This window comes from Hyalangium sp. (assembly GCF_035629615.1).
Taxonomy (GTDB): domain Bacteria; phylum Myxococcota; class Myxococcia; order Myxococcales; family Myxococcaceae; genus Hyalangium.
The window spans coordinates 1-18,110 of sequence record NZ_DASPHO010000157.1; the positions used below are offsets into that span (position 1 = coordinate 1).

Genomic DNA, 18,110 nt, shown 5'->3' on the forward strand with positions numbered 1-18,110 from the left:
GAGGACGTCCCGCAGGCGGCCGTGGGTGTTGCGCAGGTACACCTCGTGCTGCGCGACTCGGAGAGGATCCTGCGCGTCGAACACCACGCGGTGCAGGTGGCTCGAGCCCAGCGTGCCGATGAGCAGCGAGCCCTTCCACTCGGGGATGGCGTCACCGGTGTAGAGGGAGGCGCCCCCCGGAGGCATGGCGTCCTCGAAGGTGAGCGACGGTGTCACCATGCCCGCTCTCGACTCGCAGCTGTAGATCTCTGGCCAGCCCAGGTTGTCGCCCGCGCGGGCCACGTTGACCTCGTCATGTGCGCGCCGGAGGGTGTCGCCGCTGGGCCCATGGTCCGTCAGGTAGAGCGTCTCGCGATCCTTCCAGTCCCAGCCCTGGGTGTTGCGGATGCCGAGGAGGAACGCGGGCGAGCCGGGGAAGGGGTTGTCCGCAGGCACCTGCCCGTCCGAGGTGAGGCGCAGCAGCTTGCCCGCGGGGCTGCTCGGGCTCTGCGAGAGGTCCGGGTCACGCGCGTCGCCAGTGCCCACGTAGAGCATCCCGTCCGGCCCGAAGCGCAGCCGCCCGCCATCGTGGAAGGCGGCGGAGGGGATGCCGCCGAAGATGACCCGCTCGAAGGTGGCCGAGGCGTGGTCCTCCGAGAGCGTCCAGCGCTCCACGCGGTTCTCGTCGCGTCCGTCCGCATCGGTCGTCACGTACAGGTAGAACTGGCGGTTGGTGGCGAAGTCCGGGTGCGCGGCGATGCCCAGCAGTCCGCCCTCGGTGGTGCTGGCGATGGGGACGGTGGCCACGGGCTGGGCCTGCAGCACTCCGCCCCGCAGCAGGCGCACGCGGCCCGGCCGCTCGGTGACGAGTGCGTCACCCCCCGGGAGGAAGGCGATACCCCAGGGGACCTGGAGCCCCTCGGCGACGACCTCGACGGTGAAGGGCACCGTCCCATCCGGTCCCCAGTTGTCCTCCACGAGGGTGCAGTGGCCGCCTTGGGGCTGGCTCTTGCGGCAGCCGGGCGCGGTGAAGGTGAGCACGGCCAGAGCGGCCAGGAGGACCGGGTGGGGGAGGCGCATGCGCCTTCATAGGCCTGCTCGGGCGCGGCGTTCCATGATGAAACCATTCGAGCCGCTCTCCCGTATTCTGACCGCGTGAATTTCCGGCTCTGCTCGATGCTGTTGCTCCTGGCTGCTGCCTGCCGTCCGCCCACGGGCCCTGGAGGCCTCGTCCGCCCGGGGACTCCTCCCCAGGTGGACATCGTCCGGGCTCGCGAGCGGGGGCTGGCCCAGGCCTTCACCTGGGAGGAGTGGGGGCCCGAGGCCTTCGCTCGGGCGAAGCGCGAGGGGCGCTACCTGCTCATCGACGGCGCCGCCGAGTGGTGCCACTGGTGCCACGTGATGGACGAGACGACCTATCGCGATCCCGAGGTCGGCCGCCTCTTGCGCGAGCGCTTCGTCACCATCCGCGTGGACGTGGATGCGCGCCCGGATCTCGCCGAGCGCTGGTCGGACTACGGCTGGCCCGCAACCATCCTGCTGAGCCCCGACGCCGAAGAGGTGGGCAAGTACCGGGGCTACCTCCCCCCCGATCGATTCCTCACGCTGCTCCGGCGCGTCGAGGTGCTTGCGCAGGAGAGCCAGGAGGCCACCGTCTCACTCCCGGTGGATGTGCCGGCCACGCCCGCCATGCTGCCCTGGGTGTCTGCCTCCACGCTCCAGCGCATGGACGCGGCCTACGATGAGCGGGAGGGAAGCTGGGGCTCCCGGCAGAAGGCGCCCATCGGCGAGAACCTCGAGCTCGAGGTGCGCCGCGCCGCGCGAGGGGATCGGGAGGCACGCGATAGGGTGGTCTTCACCCTGGCTCGTCAGCGTCCCATCCATGATCCCGTGTGGGGTGGCGTCTACCAGTACTCGGCTGCCAGCCACTGGAACGCGCAGCACTACGAGAAGCTCATGACGTTCCAGGCCTCCAACCTGGAGGCGTACGCGCGGGCCTGGGCGCTCACGAAGGAAGCCTCGGTGCTCACAGAGGCTCGCGCCCTCGCGCGGTATATGGAGACCTTCCTGGGCGCACCGGACGGCACCTTCTATACGAACCAGGATGCCGACGTGGGCTCGCATGACCGGAGCATTCCCTTCGTCGATGGCCATGTGTACTACGAGAAGGATGAGGCCGGCCGCCGCGCGCTCGGCATTCCCTGGGTGGACACCCACGTCTACTCCCGTGAGAACGGACTGGCGATCGCCGCGCTGCTCGCGCTCCATGAGGTGACAGGCGAGCCCGAGCCTCTCGCCCGCGCGCGCAAGGCGGCCGACGTCCTGCTGAGCAGCCACGTGCGCGAAGGGGGGACGGTCTGGCGTGAGGCCTCGCACCGCTCTGGCTCGCGCTACCTGGGTGACGCGGCGGCGCTCGGCCGGGCGCTTGCGCTGCTCGCGCAACGGACGGGGGAGGCTCGCTACCGCGAGGCGGCCCTGAGCGTGGGGGAGCGGCTCCTGCGGGACTTCGCGGGCCCGGAGGGTGGGGCGCTCTTCGAGTCCACTCCGGACTCGGATGCGGTGGGGGTCTTCGCCCGGCGGGAGCGGCCCTTCGCCCAGAACGTAGGGGCCGCGCGCTTCCTTGCTGCGCTCCACGCGTTGACGGGGGAGCTGGCCTGGCGGGAGCGTGGGCGCGAGGTGCTCGCGGGGATCTCCACGGCTCTCCGTATCGCCTCGCAAGGGCGCTTCGTGGGCGAGTACCTCCTGGCCGCCGACGAGCTGGGCGTCGTTCCTTGGCCCGTCATGGCTCCCAAGCCCGAGGGAAGCACCGGGACTCCGCAGGCGGGACTGCCGGGGCCTTCCAGGCGCTGAGGAGGGGTCTACCTGGATGGAGGCAGGGCGGGCGCACGGCCGAGGCGCTGCCCGTTGTGCCGAGGGGCGCTGGTTGTCAGTGCTCAGCGCGTGGGCACTTTGCACTGTGACGGAGTCTCCAGCTGCCACCAGGAGGAACCATGGCTCGCATCATGTTCATCGTTGACTCGGACTTCGAGGACTCGGAGTTCCGCGTGCCGTACGAGCAGGTGAAGCAAGCGGGCCACGAGGCTGTCATCGTCGGCATCGAGGCCGGCAAGGAGCTCAAGGGCAAGAAGGGCAGGGAGACGATTACTGCTGAGAAGGCCGCGAAGGACGTGGCCGCGGACGAGTTCGACGCGCTGGTGATCCCCGGCGGCTATTCGCCGGACCACCTGCGGCTGGACTCGGACATGGTGGACCTGGTCCAGGAGTTCTTCGAGGCGGACAAGCCCATTGCCGCCATCTGCCACGCGGGCTGGATGCTGGTCGAGGCGGACATCGTGGAAGGGCGGACGGTGACGTCCTGGCCCTCCATCAAGACGGACCTCCTCAACGCTGGCGCCGACTGGGTGGATCGGGAGGTGGTGGAGGACGGCAACCTCATCACCTCGCGCAAGCCGGGCGATCTGAAGGCCTTCTGCGAGGCGCTGTTGCGGCAGCTCGACCAGGGGATCGCCCCACGCATGCAGGAGCGCACCGGGGTCGAGGCGGAGCAACCCTCCCTACAGTGAGCCGCGCTGGGTGATGGTGGGAGACAGGCACATCCACCCTTGGATGACCTCGCGGTTCCGTAGCCCGTTTGCCAGCCAAGAAAATACAATAGTTGCGTGCCGGGGCAGAATAGAGGTCCGCTGCTTCCTTTTTCCGGCACGCAGGCGACAGACGTTCACGATAGAAGGGCTTCGGACAGCACAATGGCGACGGCAGACCAGGTCAAGGCGCTCATTCGGAGCCACGCAGAGGGCGACGAGACCCGGTTCTACTCGATCGCCCTCCAAGTAGCCGCTCAGGCGGCTCGGAGCGGTCATACGCGCTTCGCTCAGGAACTGCGGCAGCTCGTCGAGGACGCCAAGATCAAGGCAAAGGAGGCTCTGGGAGTCGCTCGCATTCGACCGGTTCCGCTCGTTCAACCCCGAGGAGAGCTCGCTGGGTTGCTGACCGTCGGGTACCCCAAGGTTCGGAAGGCGGACCTCTTCGTCGATGAGGCGGTCCGGCAGCGCATCGACCGGGTCCTTCTTGAGCAGAGCCAGTCGGAGCGCCTGAAAGAGCACGGCTTCGCCCCGCAACGAAAGCTGCTCTTGGTAGGCCCGGCGGGGACCGGGAAGACACTGACGGCGGCGGTACTCGCCGGGGAACTGGGTCTGCCCCTCTTCACCATTCAGCTAGACGGGCTCATCACCAAGTTCATGGGGGAAACGGCCGCCAAGCTGCGCCTGGTCTTCGACGCCATCCAGCAGACACCTGCGGTTTACCTGTTCGATGAGTTCGACGCGCTCGGCGGCGAGCGAGCATCGAAGAATGACGTCGGGGAGATCCGGCGAGTCCTCAACTCCTTCCTCCAGTTCCTCGAGCAGGACGAATCGGACAGCCTCGTGGTGGGCGCCACCAACCATCCGCAACTCCTGGACCGTGCGCTGTTCCGCCGCTTTGACACGGTCATCGAGTACGTGCTGCCCGCTGGGTCGGTCGCGGAGCACGTCATGCGCGCTCGGCTCGCGCTGCTTGACACCTCGAAGGTCGACTGGACCTCAGCGATTGATGCAGCTGATGGGCTCAGTCACGCGGAGATTGCGCGCGCGTGTGAGCACGCTGCGAAGAACGCGATCCTCGAGCACACGACTGTGATCCAGACGGCGACGCTCATCGCCGCACTGAGCGAGCGCAAAACGACCCACCGGTAGCACTCCGCAGAGCGATGAATGGCGCCCCGAGATCGACAACACATCCTCGTCCGCAAGAAGGCCGACGCCGAGAGCTATAAGCCCCACCCGCGCGACATGCGTGACCTCCCTGTCCCCCCATCCCCAAAGGATAGGCGGAAGCACGGCCAGACGCTGAAGTCGGCGCTTGCCGAGGCAGCGGCGCTCGCGGACGAAAGGCGCAAGGATTCTGGTCTCTCGGTGACGAACGCGGAGCCCGGTCTGTACATCCAGTTCGACAGTCAGCCGGAGTTCGAACTGCAACTGGAGAGCCTCGAGAGCAAGAGGAAGGGCATCGAGCTCGTCGCGGTGACAAAGACCGCGAAGGTTCAGCGTGCAACCGTCTTCGTCCCCCGAGGGCAGGTGAAGCACTTCGTCACCCGCTTCGAGGACTACGCCGCGGAGAAGACGAAGAAGGGAGAGCCAAAGAACAAGCCGCTCGTGGAGAGCATCACCAACCTTCGCCTTGCGACCCTCCGAGCGCTCTGGACGGACGATCCCAAAGCGTACCCCAAGGCCGGCGCCGCCCTCTGGTGGGAGGTATGGCTTCGTAAGCATGATGGTCAAGAACTCCAGCGCCTCAAGGAGTTCGCCGCAAAGACGAACATGCGGCTCGGCGCGAGGCGGCTTGCCTTCGAGGACCGCATCGTGACCCTGCTCTTCGGCACGCAGGAGCAGCTGAGCACCTCGCTTGACGTCCTCAACGATCTGGCTGAGGTGCGACATGCCGCGGAGACCGCAGCCACCTTCCTGAAGATGGACGTCCCTCAGCAGGCCGACTGGGTGCAGGAACTCAAGCAGCGCACCAGCGGCCCTGATGGTGGCGCACCCGCAGTGTGCATCCTCGACACTGGCGTGACGCGAGGCCACCCCTTGCTAGAGGGAGCCCTCGCATCGGCCGACATGCACACCGTCGATCCCAGTTGGCAGAAGGGCGACCACGATGGGCACGGCACCGAGATAGCTGGCCTTGCGCTCTACGGCGACTTGAACCCGCTGCTTCAGTCGAGTGCCCCAGTGGTGCTCAGGCACCGGCTGGAGTCCGTGAAGATCCTCCCTCCGCGCCATGAACCCCCGACCGAACCGGAGCTCTACGGCAGCATCACCGCCCAAGGCACAAGCCTCGCCGAGACACAGGCGACCCGCCGCCGCTACTTCTCGATGGCGGTGACCTCAGTCGACTCGTGCGATGCTGGACAGCCGACATCTTGGTCCGCGGCCATGGACGCGCTCGCGGCGGGCCGTTCCTTTGACCAGACAAATCAAGGGCTCATCTACCTCGACGGCCCAGAGGAGAACGCGCGGAGGCTCTTCGTTGTCAGCGCGGGTAACATCGAGGAGTTCGAGAAGAACCACCTCACCCAGAGCGACAACACCGCCGTTTTCGACCCTGCTCAGGCGTGGAACGCCCTGACCGTGGGCGCGTGCACCGCCCTGTGCCACCTCGATCCGACCGATCCTCAGTGGAACGGCTGGAGCGCGCTGGCCCCTGTGGGTGAGCTCTCACCCTTTAGCTCGACGTCGGTCACGTTTGACCCGCCGTGGCCAATCAAGCCGGACGTGGTCCTTGAGGGTGGAAACACTGCCACCAACGCGGCTGGCACCCGCTTCCGGACGGCGGATCCGCTCTCTCTGCTGACGACGCACTTCCGTCCCGCCGAGCGGCTGCTGTCAGCCTCGTGGGCCACCAGTGCCGCTACCGCGCAGGCCGCTCGCATGGCTGCGGAGATCTCCGCGCAGTACCCGGGCTTCTGGCCGGAGACGATACGGGCACTCATCGTGCACTCCGCTGAGTGGACGCCGAAGATGCGCAGCCAGGTCTCCGCGAAGAGCAGCGCGCGCGCCAAGGAGGCGATGCTCCGTCGGTATGGGTTCGGGGTCGCGGACCTGGAGCGAGCGCTCCGGAGCGCCAGGAACGCGCTCACCCTGGTCGTCCAGGACTCCGTCCAGCCCTTCTTGCAGGGCAAGTACGGGCAGATCCACCTGCACGAACTCCCCTGGCCGACAGAGGTGCTCGAGGGCCTTGGCGAGGTGTCGGTGCGCCTCCGCGTGACGCTCTCATACTTCGTTGAGCCGAACCCGTCTCGGCTGGGGTGGAAGCGGCGGTATAGCTATGCCTCGCATGGGCTTCGTTTCAAGCTCAAGCCGTTGGAACTCTCTGTCCCCGAGTTCCGGAAGCGGCTCAACCACCTTGCGCTGGAGGAGGGCGAGAAGAAGCCGACTTCCGAGGACAGCAAGGGCTGGACCTTTGGCGCGGCTGCCCAGACGAAGGGCTCCCTTCACTCCAACATCTGGGAGGGAACGGCGGCAGAGTTGGCGCACCGCAGCTGCATTGGCATCTTCCCCGTCGCTGGTTGGTGGAAGGAGCAGCCACGTCGAGACAGAAGCGCACTCGGGGCCCGCTACTCGCTTATCGTCTCGATCGAGACCTCTGAGGAGGACGTGGACGTGTGGACCCCAGTAGCGACCGAGGTCGGCATCCCTGTTCCCGTCGAGACATAGGAGCTAGACACTCAAGCTTGCACTCATGGAACCGTCCGTCCTCGACCGGGGGTTCGCCTTCGCCGGCCTCGATACGCCGAGCATCCTCTCGTTCGCGCGAGGAGAGAACAGGCTCGAATTGATTGCGCTCCTGTCATTGCCGTGAAGGGTGTCTGATGAGGACAAGAATCCTGCCACTTGTACTGGGCTGTGCACTTTCCGGTTGCGTTCAGCGCCCAGGCCCTCGCCCGGTGCCGGTCGAGAATGACCGCTCGATCGTCTTTCCTCAGTTCTTCGAGCAGACGGCAGCCGAGCTGGACCCTCAGGGCGTACCGTTCGAGTTGGAGGGTGTCGTGCTCCAAGCCATCATGCTTGCCGCGAATGACTTTCTTCCCCCGAGTGCTAAGGAGCGTCCCTGCTGGGACCGGCAAGAGGCGCATCGATACCGGTCATTCGCCAAGGCAACATCATCTTTGTCCGGATCGACGAAGATTCCGCATTCTGCGGAGGGGGCTACATCTCGTTGGACTCGGGCGCGAAGTACGCCATCAGCACAGATGGCCGGATCCTGCGGCGTGTCGTAGATGGGGAACCCGAGGGGCCATTCGAGCCAGGACCGCCGCCCTCCTCACTCGATGCAGGGCCCCGAGGACTGCCCCCCGGCCGATGACGAGGTCAGCCGCCAGCACGTGAGGGCTACGGGAACGTCACCCCGTGGATGAGCACCTCACCGGTGCCGTCCGCGCCCCACAGTCTGAGGGTGAAGGAGCCCTGGGCCTGCTCCGGCGAGGCCTCCGCCTCGATTAGGATCCGCTGCCTCACGGTGCCGTGACGCAGTAACTCCCGCTGCCGCAGCCGGAGCACTCGCAGCCCCTGGCGCTCCGGGCCTATCAACTCAGCGCCCGCGGCCGTCCACTCACGCTCAGGCTGGATCGGCTCCAGTCCCAGCTCCACAGCCACGCGCCCACTTGAGAGATAGCTGTGGAGGAGGCGCAGTCTGTGCGCGCTTGGCTGCGCGAGCGAGGCCTTTGCAGTGAGGTTGTGGGTGGCGACGCCTCTTAGGTTCAGCAGCCCCTCTTCCAACAGGGCCATGAGCCCCTCGACTACCGGCTCCTGGGCGCGCAGGCGCGAGTTTTCTTCCCAGCATTGCCGGAGCAGGGTGTCCTGCTCTTCCACTTTCTGCAGAAGGGACTCCACCGAGCGCGGGTGGCGGTACACCTGCACCAGGCTCCCGGCGCTGTCAGGGTCCACCACCAGCCAGAACACCGCGCTGGCCGGGACTGCCCCATCCTTGATGCGCAGCACCAACCGGAGCCGCTCCCCTGCAAGCAGCTTCTCCGAAGGCACCAGCTTCAGCAGGGTACCCCCTGGCTCGATCGTGGCGAAGCGGTCCGCGCCCTCCAGCAACAAGGAGCCTGGCTCAAGCTCCGCGTCGAAGCTGAACACCGTGGCGAGCCTCGGAGAGAGGCACACCTCGGGCACCTTGCCCAGTGGCTCGGGTCTCAGCTCGACGCGCTGCACTCCCCGTGCGCAAGCGAGGGGCTTGGGGTGCACGACGGCATCCGCTCCTGCCAGGAGCGCGAGTACCAGAAGGAGAGGGGCGGACACAGGCGCAACCTCCCTTCACTTGAAGCGGTCCACGGCCATCAACTGCACGGTGGAGACCATCAGCACGCGGTCCTCCGTGGAGCCAGGCCACTTCGCGAACCCGCGCTTGCTCTCGAAGTCATCATACAAATCCAGGCACACCGGGAACGTCTGGCCATCGGGGACCCGCGCCACGGTGAAGCGGCCGTAGATGCGATCGGCCCCGAAGAGGAGCCGTCCATGGACCTCTGTCGTGGGGGCCAGATCACCGAAGCTTTCCCGAAGGGACAGCGTGAAGGGCCCCTCATTCACGGGGAGGGGTTGCGCACTCAAGTGTACGGCGAATGCGACGATACCCGAGATACCGCCTATCCGGATGCCCAGGTCCTTCATGGTCTGGACGGCGCCGCGAGGACACTCCTCCGCCGCGGGTACGGGGTTCAGGGCTTGCGTGCTGCCAGAGCAAGCCAGCCCCATGCACAAGGGGAGTGTCTTGGCGAGGCGGGTCCGCTTGGGCTTGGGCAGTGCTTGAGGGGAGGGGGGAGCAGACGGGGTGGGCGGGTTCACGCGAGGGTCTTCCTGAGGCTGCGCCACTGGAGCGGCGGGCACGGAGGTAGAGGCCTCGGAGTCCAAGGCCACCGCGCCAGGGTCAGCATCTGGTGACAACTCCGCTCCCGCTACTTCCTGGTCAGGCTTTCCTACGTGTAGGGTAGGGCTTGCTGGCACTGCCTCCAGGGTGGTCCCCAGCACGAAGGCTCCGAGCATGGCCACGGCCAGCGCGGCCCCCACCCACCCACGCCAGCCAGCGCCGCGAGCTGTGGGAGTGGGGGCGGCTGGCGCCGGGCTGTCCTCCTGCTGTTGCTCCATGCCTGGGAGACGCCGCCGCACCTGGCGCTGCAGCCGCATCCACTCCTGCTGCTCGCGGTGCTCCGCCCGGGCCAGACTCAGCGCCGCCTCCTGCCCTGGCGCCACCGGACCGGCAGGCGCTCCGCTCCGGGTGGTGCGCGATGCGGGCCCGGGCTCTGGGTACCACTCGAACACGGGTAACTCCCACTCTGCTCCTCCTGCCTCCCGCGCCTGGAGCAGCGCCTCCGCCAGCTCCTGAGCGTCGGTGTGACGCTCCTCCGGCCTCGAGGCCAGCAGCCGCTGCACGATGGCTGCGAGCGCCTCGGGCACCCGTGGGTTGCGCTCGCGCACCTGGGGCGCGGGCCTGGACTGCACCGCCGCCCAGTACATGTCCCTCGGCAGGTGCACCGGGAAGGGGTACTCGTCTACCAGCACCCGGTAGGCCATCACCCCCAGCGCGTAGAGATCATCCGTGGGCCGGGCCTGGTAGCGCGCGCCCGCCTGAGCCACATGGGCTTGAGCGAAGGCCATGGCCTCCGGGCTCAGGTACACCTCCGTCACCGGCGGCAGCACGTGACTGGTCAGCGGAGTGGCCCCCTCGTAGCCGCCCGCGCCCAGATCCATCAGCACCAGCTCCTGGCCCCCGGGGCGCACCAGCGTGTTGGCGCCTTTCACATCGCGATGCAGGGCGTGCTCGCGGTGCAGCGCCGCCAGCGCTCCAGCTGCCTGCGCCAGCAGTCCGGCCAGCTGCCGCGGGGTAGGGTTGGTGCCGCACGCCCAGGAGTACAGCGGCAGCCCCTCCACGTACTCCATCACCAGATAGGGGAAGCCCGTGCGGCGCCCCAGCCACCAGCCCTGGCCGTGGAACTTCACCAGCGCCCGGTGCTTTACCCGCCGCAGCAAGCGCCCCTCTCGCAGCAGGCGCTTGTCACCAGGGCGCGTGGCCAGCTTGAGCGCGTGGAGCCGGCCCCAGCGGCTGACCAAGTACACCACCCCGGCTCCCCCCGCACCCAGCCTGCGCACCACCCGCCAGGGACCCACCCTGGCGCCTTGAGGCAGCGCGCTGGCAGACACCGGCTGCGCGGGGTGGGCTCTCCGCAGCAGATTGTGCAGCAGGCCCATGGCAGCACCCCTCCTCATGGGTCCTCACGCTACCACCCTACCTGCTACGTTCCCACCGTGGGCTGCGCCTCTGTGGCCAGGAATCCACTCCGCTTACCGGTCTGGGGAGAACGTAGGGGGTCCTGCAGCGTCGGAAGGCGTGGCGGCATGGCTTCTGCGGTGGGCAGGTCAGGACCGTTTCGTTCGTCCCGGTTTTCGGATTCGCGCTTCAGGTAACGCCGCGCTTCCACACGCGTGTGCCGGACGGCGCTCCGGTGCGGCCCTTATGGCACCTGTGAGCGGTCCGCCTCTGACTCTGTGCACCCGTCCACCGCCCGCAACACGTTTTCCAGTTGGCCTATGCGTCTTGAGGACGAAGGGGCTTGCGCAGCCAGGCTGGTAAGGTTATCTTACGACCCGTAAGAGGGCCTCGGTGCGGCCCGTCTGGTAAGATTATCTTACCACGTGTAAGGAGAGGCTCGACTCATGGACATCACCCACATCGAGAGCACTTTGATCCAGGTCCACCAGGACATTCAGACGAGCGGAGGATTCGCCTCTGCGACGGTCCAGGCCAGCACATGCCCGTTGCTGGACCTGCCTGGATTCGACAGCCTGCTCATCCCGGTCGTGTTCCGAAGGGTGGCACGTAAACTCGGAGTCACGCTGCCGGCGGACTACCGTGTCCCGAACCTCTATGTTACCCAGGGCGGTCGGCGGCGGCTCACGATCGCGGAGATCGCCGGCGAGTTCTTCCAGCGCTTCAGCGCGAAGGCGGCCTGACCATGGGGTCGAACGACAGCAGAAAGATGATCATCGCCAGCCGTATCCGCGCGGCCCGCGAGATGTCCGGTCTCTCCCAGGGGCAGGTCGCCAAGATGCTCGGACTCCACCGCCCTTCGATCTCGGAGGCTGAGGCCGGGAATCGCAACGTGTCTGCCGAGGAACTTGGGCGCATGGCCGAGATTTACGAGGTGCCCGTTGCTTGGCTCATGGGTGAAGGGGCGGAGCGGCTCGACCCCCACCACGACAAGATTCAGCTCGCTGCGCGTGAGCTAAGTAAGCTGAAGCCCGAGGATCAGGAGCGGCTATTCACGCTGCTGGCCGCCACACGGCAATCGGAGAAGAAGCGGTGAGTGCGCAACGCCGCGAACTCGCGAAAAGAGCGCTCGAGAAGGCGCTGGAGGTTCGGGAGACAGCGGACTTCGATGACGAGAGCCCCATCTGCGTCTACGAACTGTGCGAGAAGATGAAGATCCGCGTGCAGTTTGCCGCGCTCGCGAGCATGGAGGGAACTTATATCGCGGGCGTGCGTCCGCAGATCTACTTGTCGTCACTGCGACCGTTAGGTCGGCGAGCGTTCACCTGCGGCCATGAGGTAGGCCACCATGTCTTCGGGCATGGGTCCGCCATCGACGAGCTAAGGAAGGAGGATGAAGCCAACCCAGTATTCAAGCCTGATGAATTCTTGGTGGATGCATTCTCGGGCTTTCTTCTGATGCCGCAGGTGGGCGTGCGCAACGCGTTTCGCGTACGCGGCTGGAATATTAGGGCAGCATCGCCGGAGCAGGTCTTCACGGTAGCCTGCAACTTTGGAGTCGGCTACGAGGCGCTGGCAAACCACCTGGGCTACAGCATCAACGAAATCTCCCCGATCCGGGTCCAGGAATTGGGAAGGATGAAGCTTCCTACCATTCGCCGGTCGATCCTGGGGCACCCATCGGACCGACCGCTCATTGTCGCCGACAGAGACTTCCGGCGTCCGACGCTAGATGCGGAGGTTGGGACACAGATCCTCCTACCAGCCGGCGTCGTCGCCGACAGCCCGAGTTTGGGCCTTCTCGAAGATCTTCCCGGAGGACGCCTTTTCCAGGCTGGGAAGCCAAGTCTGGTCCGGGTTCATGACCCGAACAGTGCATGGGCCATCATCGTTAGGATCGCGCGCTTTCAGTATGAGGGACTCGCTAGATATCGACACGTCGAGGAGGAAGAGGGCGATGATGAATAATCCACCTGTCATCAAGGATACCAATCTCTCGGTCGCATGGGCCCGTATGTTCCTGCGGCTCACCGTGCGGTCGGACGCGGAGATCGCGCCGCTCGTCGTGAGCGTCACGAGGTTCAAGGACGGCGAGCCTGTGGAGGATGAGACGCTCCGAAAGGCGCTAGACACTTGCCTGGAAACGAACGGGCTTCAGCCCGTTCACACCGTCGCGAACACCATCTTCCCGCAGTCTCTCTGGCAGATGGCCAAGGGCGACCGGAAGGATCTCTACGCGGCGTATCTCGAGAACCTGCCTAGCTACGTTGCGATGGCGTCCAGCAAGAACAATCGTGGGCTCTACTTCGCACGGCTCATCGCCTTTCACACCGACCCCAAGACCGGGGAGCGGCTTCCCTACGTGCCGCCGAGCGTCGTACCAGCGGACGGCAACCAGCTCGAATTCATCATCGAGAACTGCCGTTCCGGCAAGCGGCGGTCGATGTTCCAGGCGTCCATCTTCGACCCGCTGCGTGACCATACCCGTTCCGCCCAACTTGGCTTTCCGTGCCTCCAGCATGTGAGCTTCGTGCCGGACTTCGCAGCGAAGACGCTTATGCTGAACGCCTTTTACGCCACCCAGCAGGCATTCGAGCGCGCCTACGGAAACTTCCTCGGGCTCTGCCGCCTCGGAGAATTCGTCGCCCACGAGGCCGGTCTAACCTTCGAGCGCATGACCTGCTTTGCAGGGATCGAGAAGATGGACGAGCGGCCACCGCACAACGAATCGACGTGGGTGGCACTCAAGACCGTCGCACAGAACCTCGTCGTGGCTGCGGACACGCAGACCACGACCTGAGACCAGATAATCATCATGTCCAGGAACACGCCTGCGGGTCGGCTCATCGTTCTCGAAGGACCCGATGGAGTCGGCAAGTCTACCATCTCCGCGGAACTCGTCCGCGATCTTAGCGCCCGAGGCCACCGGGCAGAACTCGTAGTGTTTCCAGGCAGAGAAACCGGAACGCTCGGCCACCTGGTCTACGAGATCCATCACGATGCCGCACGCTTTGGGCTTCGCAGCATGACCGCTGCCGCCAATGAGACCCTGCATATTGCGGCGCATCTAGATGTGATCGAGCGCCGGATCGTCCCGACCCTGCGGCAGGGGACGACCGTCATCCTTGATCGCTTCTGGTGGTCCACTCTGGTCTACGGGACCGTCGTCGGGATGGACCGGAAGGTCCTTGAGGCGCTCATCGCCGTGGAGAGGCTCCTCTGGGGATCAGTCCTCCCCGACGTGATGATCCTGCTACGCCGGGAGGTCCCTATCGACCGCGACGAGCCGCTGTCGCAGTGGCTCAGGTTGCGAGACGAGTACGACCGCCTTGCGAAGCAGGAGGGGGGGAACTATCCGGTGGTGGTAATCGAGAATGGTGGCGCACTTACGAAGACTCTTGCGGAGGTCCGTCACGTCCTCGAATCAGGGACCGCACGTATGGGGGCACCGGCGGACACCCCCACGGCGGCCCAACTCAGCATCGGCTTCGCTGCGCCTCAACGGCCGGTGAGAGTTGCGCCGACGACTTACGTACACCTCCACCCCGTTAAGCCGACCGCCGCGTATGACACCTATTGGCGCTTCGCCGTCGAGCGCCAGAACATCTTTTTCAAGAGGTTCCGCAGAGAACTCCCTCCGTGGACCAGCGACAGGATCCTGACCGAGCACAAGTTCACGAACGCCTATCGCGCGTCCGACCGGGTGAGTCAGTACCTTATCCGCCGCGTGATCTACCGTGATGATCTTTCAGAAACTGCCCCTGAGGTATTCTTCCGGATCATCCTTTTCAAGATCTTCAATAAGATCGAGACATGGGAGTTGTTGGAGAGGCGTGTCGGAGCGATCACGCTCGAGAACTACTCGTTCGCCCGCTTCGACAAGATCCTCACGGATGCTCAATCGGAGGGTAAGAGGATCTACTCTGCCGCTTACATCATGCCTTCGGGTAGCAGTTCGCTCGGGCATGCAAAGAAGCACCGCAACCACCTGCAACTCATTGAGCGCATGATCGCAGGCGACCTGCCTCAGCGCCTAACCGACGCACGCACCATGCAAGCCGGATTTGCTCTCTTGAGGGCGTATCCTACCATTGGCAACTTCCTAGCCTATCAGTACATCACGGACATCAATTACAGCGAGCTGACCGACTTTAGCGAGATGGAGTTTGTGGTTCCGGGGCCTGGTGCGCTTGACGGCATTCGCAAGTGCTTCACAGACCTTGGCGGGTTGAACGAGTCCGAGATCATCAAGTTCATCGCGGACCGTCAGGAGCAGGAGTTTGACCGACTAGAGCTAAAATTCCAGTCGCTTTGGGGGCGACGCCTCCAACTCATCGACTGCCAGAACCTCTTCTGCGAGGTCGATAAATACGCCCGTGTGCATCACCCAGAGATCGTGGGGGTTTCAGGAAGAACCCGAATCAAGCAGCGGTTCACGCCGCACCAAGCGCCCCTGACGCTCTGGTACCCCCCTAAGTGGAAGATCAACGAGTCTCTCGCCGGTGACACGGGCGCCGGTCCCACCATCCACACTGCGAGCGGCACCTCGGCACATCAAGTAGAGAGGAGCTAACGATGGACTTCCGTGAATACCAGCTATCAGCTTCGCGCACTGATCAGATGCCGACCGACAAGACGAGCGGCGATCCTCCCACTGGGCCGGAGATTATGATGCCGCTGCTCGGGCTCGCTGGAGAGGCCGGCGAGCTACTCAGTGAATACAAGAAGTACCTGCGCGACGGCGCGTCCTACAAGCTCTTTAACGAGCGTATCGGAGAGGAGCTTGGAGACCTGCTCTGGTACCTGTCGAACGTCGCGAGCAAGCTTGGTCTCGACCTAGACAAGATTGCCAGGGACAACCTAGCCAAGTGCCGCAATCGTTGGGACGAGCATGGCGGAAACCAACTGGCACTCCTGAACGGCAGTTACGCGTTCGACGAGGGGTACCCGCCCGAGCAGCGGCTTCCTCGGAAGATGGAGGTTGTGATCCGGCCCGTCGACGCACAGGGCAGGCCGCGGATCCAGGTGCTCATCGACGGGAAGCAGGTTGGTGATGATTTGAAGGACAACACCTACACGGATGACGGCTACCGCTTCCACGACATCTTCCACTTCGTCTACGCGGCGGTCCTCGGCTGGTCGCCAGTTCTCAGGAGCGGGAGGCTTCTCGGTCGCAAGCGCAAGGCTAACGCGCTGGTCGATGAGGTCGAGGACGGCGCACGAGCTGCGGCATTGGAGGAGGGAATCTCCGCGATGATCTTCGGCTACGCCGCGGAGAACGACTTCTTGATGGGCGCCAAGGGGGTTCGGTCTGATCTTCTCCGGACGATCAAAATGATGACCGCCCACTTGGAGGTCTCACGGTGCTCCGCCGGAGACTGGGAGAAGGCGATCCTGATGGGATTCGACGTGTGGCGTCAGATCCGGGACCACAACGGTGGCAGGATCCTGGTCGATCTGGATGCCGCGTCCGTCACCTTCAATCCTGACTCGCCCACGTGATCAGTCTCCTTCAGCCGTCATCTTGGAGGGCGATTGCGGTCGCGATCGCCTGTTGCTCTGTGTGGCTGATGCTAAGCGACCAGCGACCGATGCCAAGTTGGTTCGCCATGGCAAGAGCATCACCCGAGAGAACAACGAGAGGGGCTCCTGAGTCTTGAGCCTGTACCTCAATGTCAGTCGGTGCGATGCCCTTCGCGAAACCTGTCCCTAGGGCCTTGACCACTGCCTCCTTTGCCGCACAGCGCCCCGCGTAGAAGATCGCGAGGTCCGGGCGTTGCCGGGCGATCTCCTGCTCGAGTGAGGTGAACCAAGCCGGCTCGAAATCCCCTCGGTCCTTGGCGAGCAGTTGGCGAATCCTCGACACCTCGACGATATCAATGCCATGGCCGACGAGTTTCATGGGGCTCTCGATCCGGGGCGGTGCAATACACGCTGCGCGGCTGTGCATAGAGGAAGAGTTCGTCCCTGTGCGGCTGTTACGGCAGGCCCTTACTGCCGACTCCAGTCCGCTCGCTGACGCCTCATGATGCCTGCCCTTCGGCAACCAAGTAACTGGCTGCCTCATTCAGGGCCGTCTTGGCGCGGGTGAGCTTTCCTGAGGTGCCTCGCTTGTTCGGGGATTGCAGGGCATCTTCAAGAAGCACATCCGCATCGACGAGCTTTTCGAGAAAGACCGAGGAGAAGGCGGACCCCTCCGTCGTACTGCCGCGAATGCCGCGAATGATTTGCACCAGCGTGCGGATGCCGGAATGGTCGATGTTGATATCGTTGGTGTAGTCGGCCTTCTCTTGCAGCAATCTCGCGAGCTTCGCCTTAGCGGAGATATCGCGGGTGCTGACCTGGAAGGCGATTCGGGTAAGTCCCTCCAAGCCCAGGGTGTCGAACTCGGCGATGGAAGGGATTTCGGGAATGGGCTTCCACTCAGCCAAGGCTGCGAAAAAGGTGATGCGGCGCGGCTTCTTATTACGGCGCTGGGTCGCCGCCCATTGGAGCAGCTTGCAGCACTCATACATGTTGACTGCCCACCAAAAGGAAAGCTCCAGCTTTCGGAAGGTGGCGACGAGGTCCAGGAAAGGCTCCTTCTCGTCCTCGATGAACTGGATGCCGGTCAGCCCAGTGAGGAGTTCGTGTGCGTCAGGACTAGTGAGATCGACATGGGCTACCGGAACATACGCGCGTGAGCGGCTATTTCCATCCAAGCTGGCTAGGGCGCGCTGGACTGGGCCTAAGGCATCCGGGGCCCTTTTGGAGAGAGGCAAGCCGAACATCAGTGGCCCATGCTGGAATTTGTAGCCGTGAGTGTGGACGTCCGCGTGGGGACGCCACGCAAGGTTGGGCTCCCGCTGGGTTGGTTCCCATTCTGGGTGGAGCGCCTTGAATGACTTCTCCACATCGTCCATATCCGCCATTCGTTGGCCCACCTTGGCAGTAGATGGATGGCTGTATTCAGGTGACTCGACGATGGAGATGAAATTGCGAAGGATGTCCCCTTTTCTAGAGGCCAGATGTGCGATGGCGCGGTGGCAGTTATCGGTCCTGTCGCCGTGGAAAATGAATGGTGCGCTAGTGGGGCGTTGGCCCACGACCGCAGAGTAGGAGTGGTACTCCGACGGCTTGATGCCCGGTTCCATGCTTTCGGGAAGCTGGCGGGTCGAGACTCGGATCGTCCAGGCTCCCACGCAAGGCTCTGCTGACAGGATGTTGTAGGACAGGGGTTGGGGGGCTCGCATGGGACGGACAACGCCAGAACTTCCTCCGCCAACAATCAGAATACGAGCTTTGTCGCTTGGCTCCGGACGCCAGAGAGTGTCGAGGCGGCCATG

Annotated in this window: 15 protein-coding genes; 10 read left to right on the forward strand and 5 right to left on the reverse strand. The window is 64.8% G+C overall.

What is annotated here, in order from left to right; genetic code table 11:
* Window positions 1-1,059 (reverse strand): PQQ-dependent sugar dehydrogenase (locus VD972_RS08005; RefSeq protein ID WP_324983233.1); only part of this gene is annotated, 1,059 nt, incomplete at its 3' end.
* Window positions 1,060-1,155: 96 nt separating this feature from the next.
* Between VD972_RS08005 and VD972_RS08010 the strand changes: the two genes are divergently transcribed.
* From VD972_RS08010 to VD972_RS08025, 4 genes are all read left to right on the forward strand, one after another.
* Complete coding sequence (locus VD972_RS08010) at window positions 1,156-2,829, forward strand: DUF255 domain-containing protein (protein WP_324983236.1); 1,674 nt, start codon at window positions 1,156-1,158, stop codon at window positions 2,827-2,829.
* 140 nt (window positions 2,830-2,969) lie between these two features.
* Window positions 2,970-3,542 (forward strand): type 1 glutamine amidotransferase domain-containing protein, encoded by a 573-nt coding sequence (locus VD972_RS08015; RefSeq protein WP_324983239.1) that lies wholly within the window; start codon window positions 2,970-2,972, stop codon window positions 3,540-3,542.
* Between the two features lie 183 nt (window positions 3,543-3,725).
* Window positions 3,726-4,712, forward strand: a complete 987-nt coding sequence (locus tag VD972_RS08020) for an ATP-binding protein (RefSeq protein ID WP_324983242.1) — start codon at window positions 3,726-3,728, stop codon at window positions 4,710-4,712.
* Window positions 4,713-4,931: 219 nt separating this feature from the next.
* Window positions 4,932-7,232: a S8 family peptidase gene (locus tag VD972_RS08025; protein ID WP_324983245.1), complete on the forward strand. Its 2,301-nt coding sequence runs from the start codon at window positions 4,932-4,934 to the stop codon at window positions 7,230-7,232.
* Window positions 7,233-7,907: 675 nt separating this feature from the next.
* Here the strand turns inward: VD972_RS08025 and VD972_RS08030 are convergent.
* Window positions 7,908-8,819: a DUF2381 family protein gene (locus tag VD972_RS08030; RefSeq protein WP_324983247.1), complete on the reverse strand. Its 912-nt coding sequence runs from the start codon at window positions 8,817-8,819 to the stop codon at window positions 7,908-7,910.
* Window positions 8,820-8,834: 15 nt separating this feature from the next.
* Window positions 8,835-10,766 carry a serine/threonine protein kinase gene (locus tag VD972_RS08035; RefSeq protein WP_324983250.1) on the reverse strand — a complete coding sequence of 644 codons (1,932 nt, stop codon included), beginning with the start codon at window positions 10,764-10,766 and terminating at the stop codon, window positions 8,835-8,837.
* Window positions 10,767-11,231: 465 nt separating this feature from the next.
* Here VD972_RS08035 and VD972_RS08040 point away from each other — a divergent pair, with 465 nt between their 5' ends.
* Genes VD972_RS08040 through VD972_RS08065 form a run of 6 tightly spaced genes read left to right on the forward strand, consistent with a single transcriptional unit; the run spans window position 11,232 to window position 16,287 of the window.
* Window positions 11,232-11,528: a hypothetical protein gene (locus VD972_RS08040; RefSeq protein ID WP_324983253.1), complete on the forward strand. Its 297-nt coding sequence runs from the start codon at window positions 11,232-11,234 to the stop codon at window positions 11,526-11,528.
* Between the two features lie 2 nt (window positions 11,529-11,530).
* Window positions 11,531-11,881, forward strand: coding sequence for a helix-turn-helix transcriptional regulator (locus tag VD972_RS08045; RefSeq protein WP_324983256.1), 351 nt, complete (start codon window positions 11,531-11,533; stop codon window positions 11,879-11,881).
* Window positions 11,878-12,753, forward strand: a complete 876-nt coding sequence (locus tag VD972_RS08050) for an ImmA/IrrE family metallo-endopeptidase (protein WP_324983259.1) — start codon at window positions 11,878-11,880, stop codon at window positions 12,751-12,753. Before VD972_RS08045 ends, VD972_RS08050 begins: the two co-directional genes overlap by 4 nt.
* Window positions 12,698-13,585, forward strand: coding sequence for a hypothetical protein (locus tag VD972_RS08055; RefSeq protein WP_324983262.1), 888 nt, complete (start codon window positions 12,698-12,700; stop codon window positions 13,583-13,585). The genes VD972_RS08050 and VD972_RS08055 overlap by 56 nt, the downstream gene beginning before the upstream one ends.
* 15 nt (window positions 13,586-13,600) lie before the next feature.
* A complete protein-coding gene (locus tag VD972_RS08060; protein ID WP_324983265.1) occupies window positions 13,601-15,358 on the forward strand; it encodes a nucleotide kinase domain-containing protein in 1,758 nt (585 codons plus the stop codon).
* 2 nt (window positions 15,359-15,360) lie between these two features.
* The gene (locus VD972_RS08065) at window positions 15,361-16,287 is read left to right on the forward strand and encodes a nucleoside triphosphate pyrophosphohydrolase family protein (RefSeq protein WP_324983268.1); all 927 of its coding nucleotides are present in this window, start codon (window positions 15,361-15,363) and stop codon (window positions 16,285-16,287) included.
* A 10-nt stretch (window positions 16,288-16,297) separates the two neighbouring features.
* Here the strand turns inward: VD972_RS08065 and acpS are convergent, their stop codons facing one another.
* The gene (gene acpS, locus VD972_RS08070; RefSeq protein WP_324983271.1) at window positions 16,298-16,687 is read right to left on the reverse strand and encodes a holo-ACP synthase; all 390 of its coding nucleotides are present in this window, start codon (window positions 16,685-16,687) and stop codon (window positions 16,298-16,300) included.
* Between the two features lie 121 nt (window positions 16,688-16,808).
* The coding region (locus VD972_RS08075; protein ID WP_324983274.1) for a hypothetical protein at window positions 16,809-18,110 on the reverse strand (1,302 nt) is incomplete at its 5' end.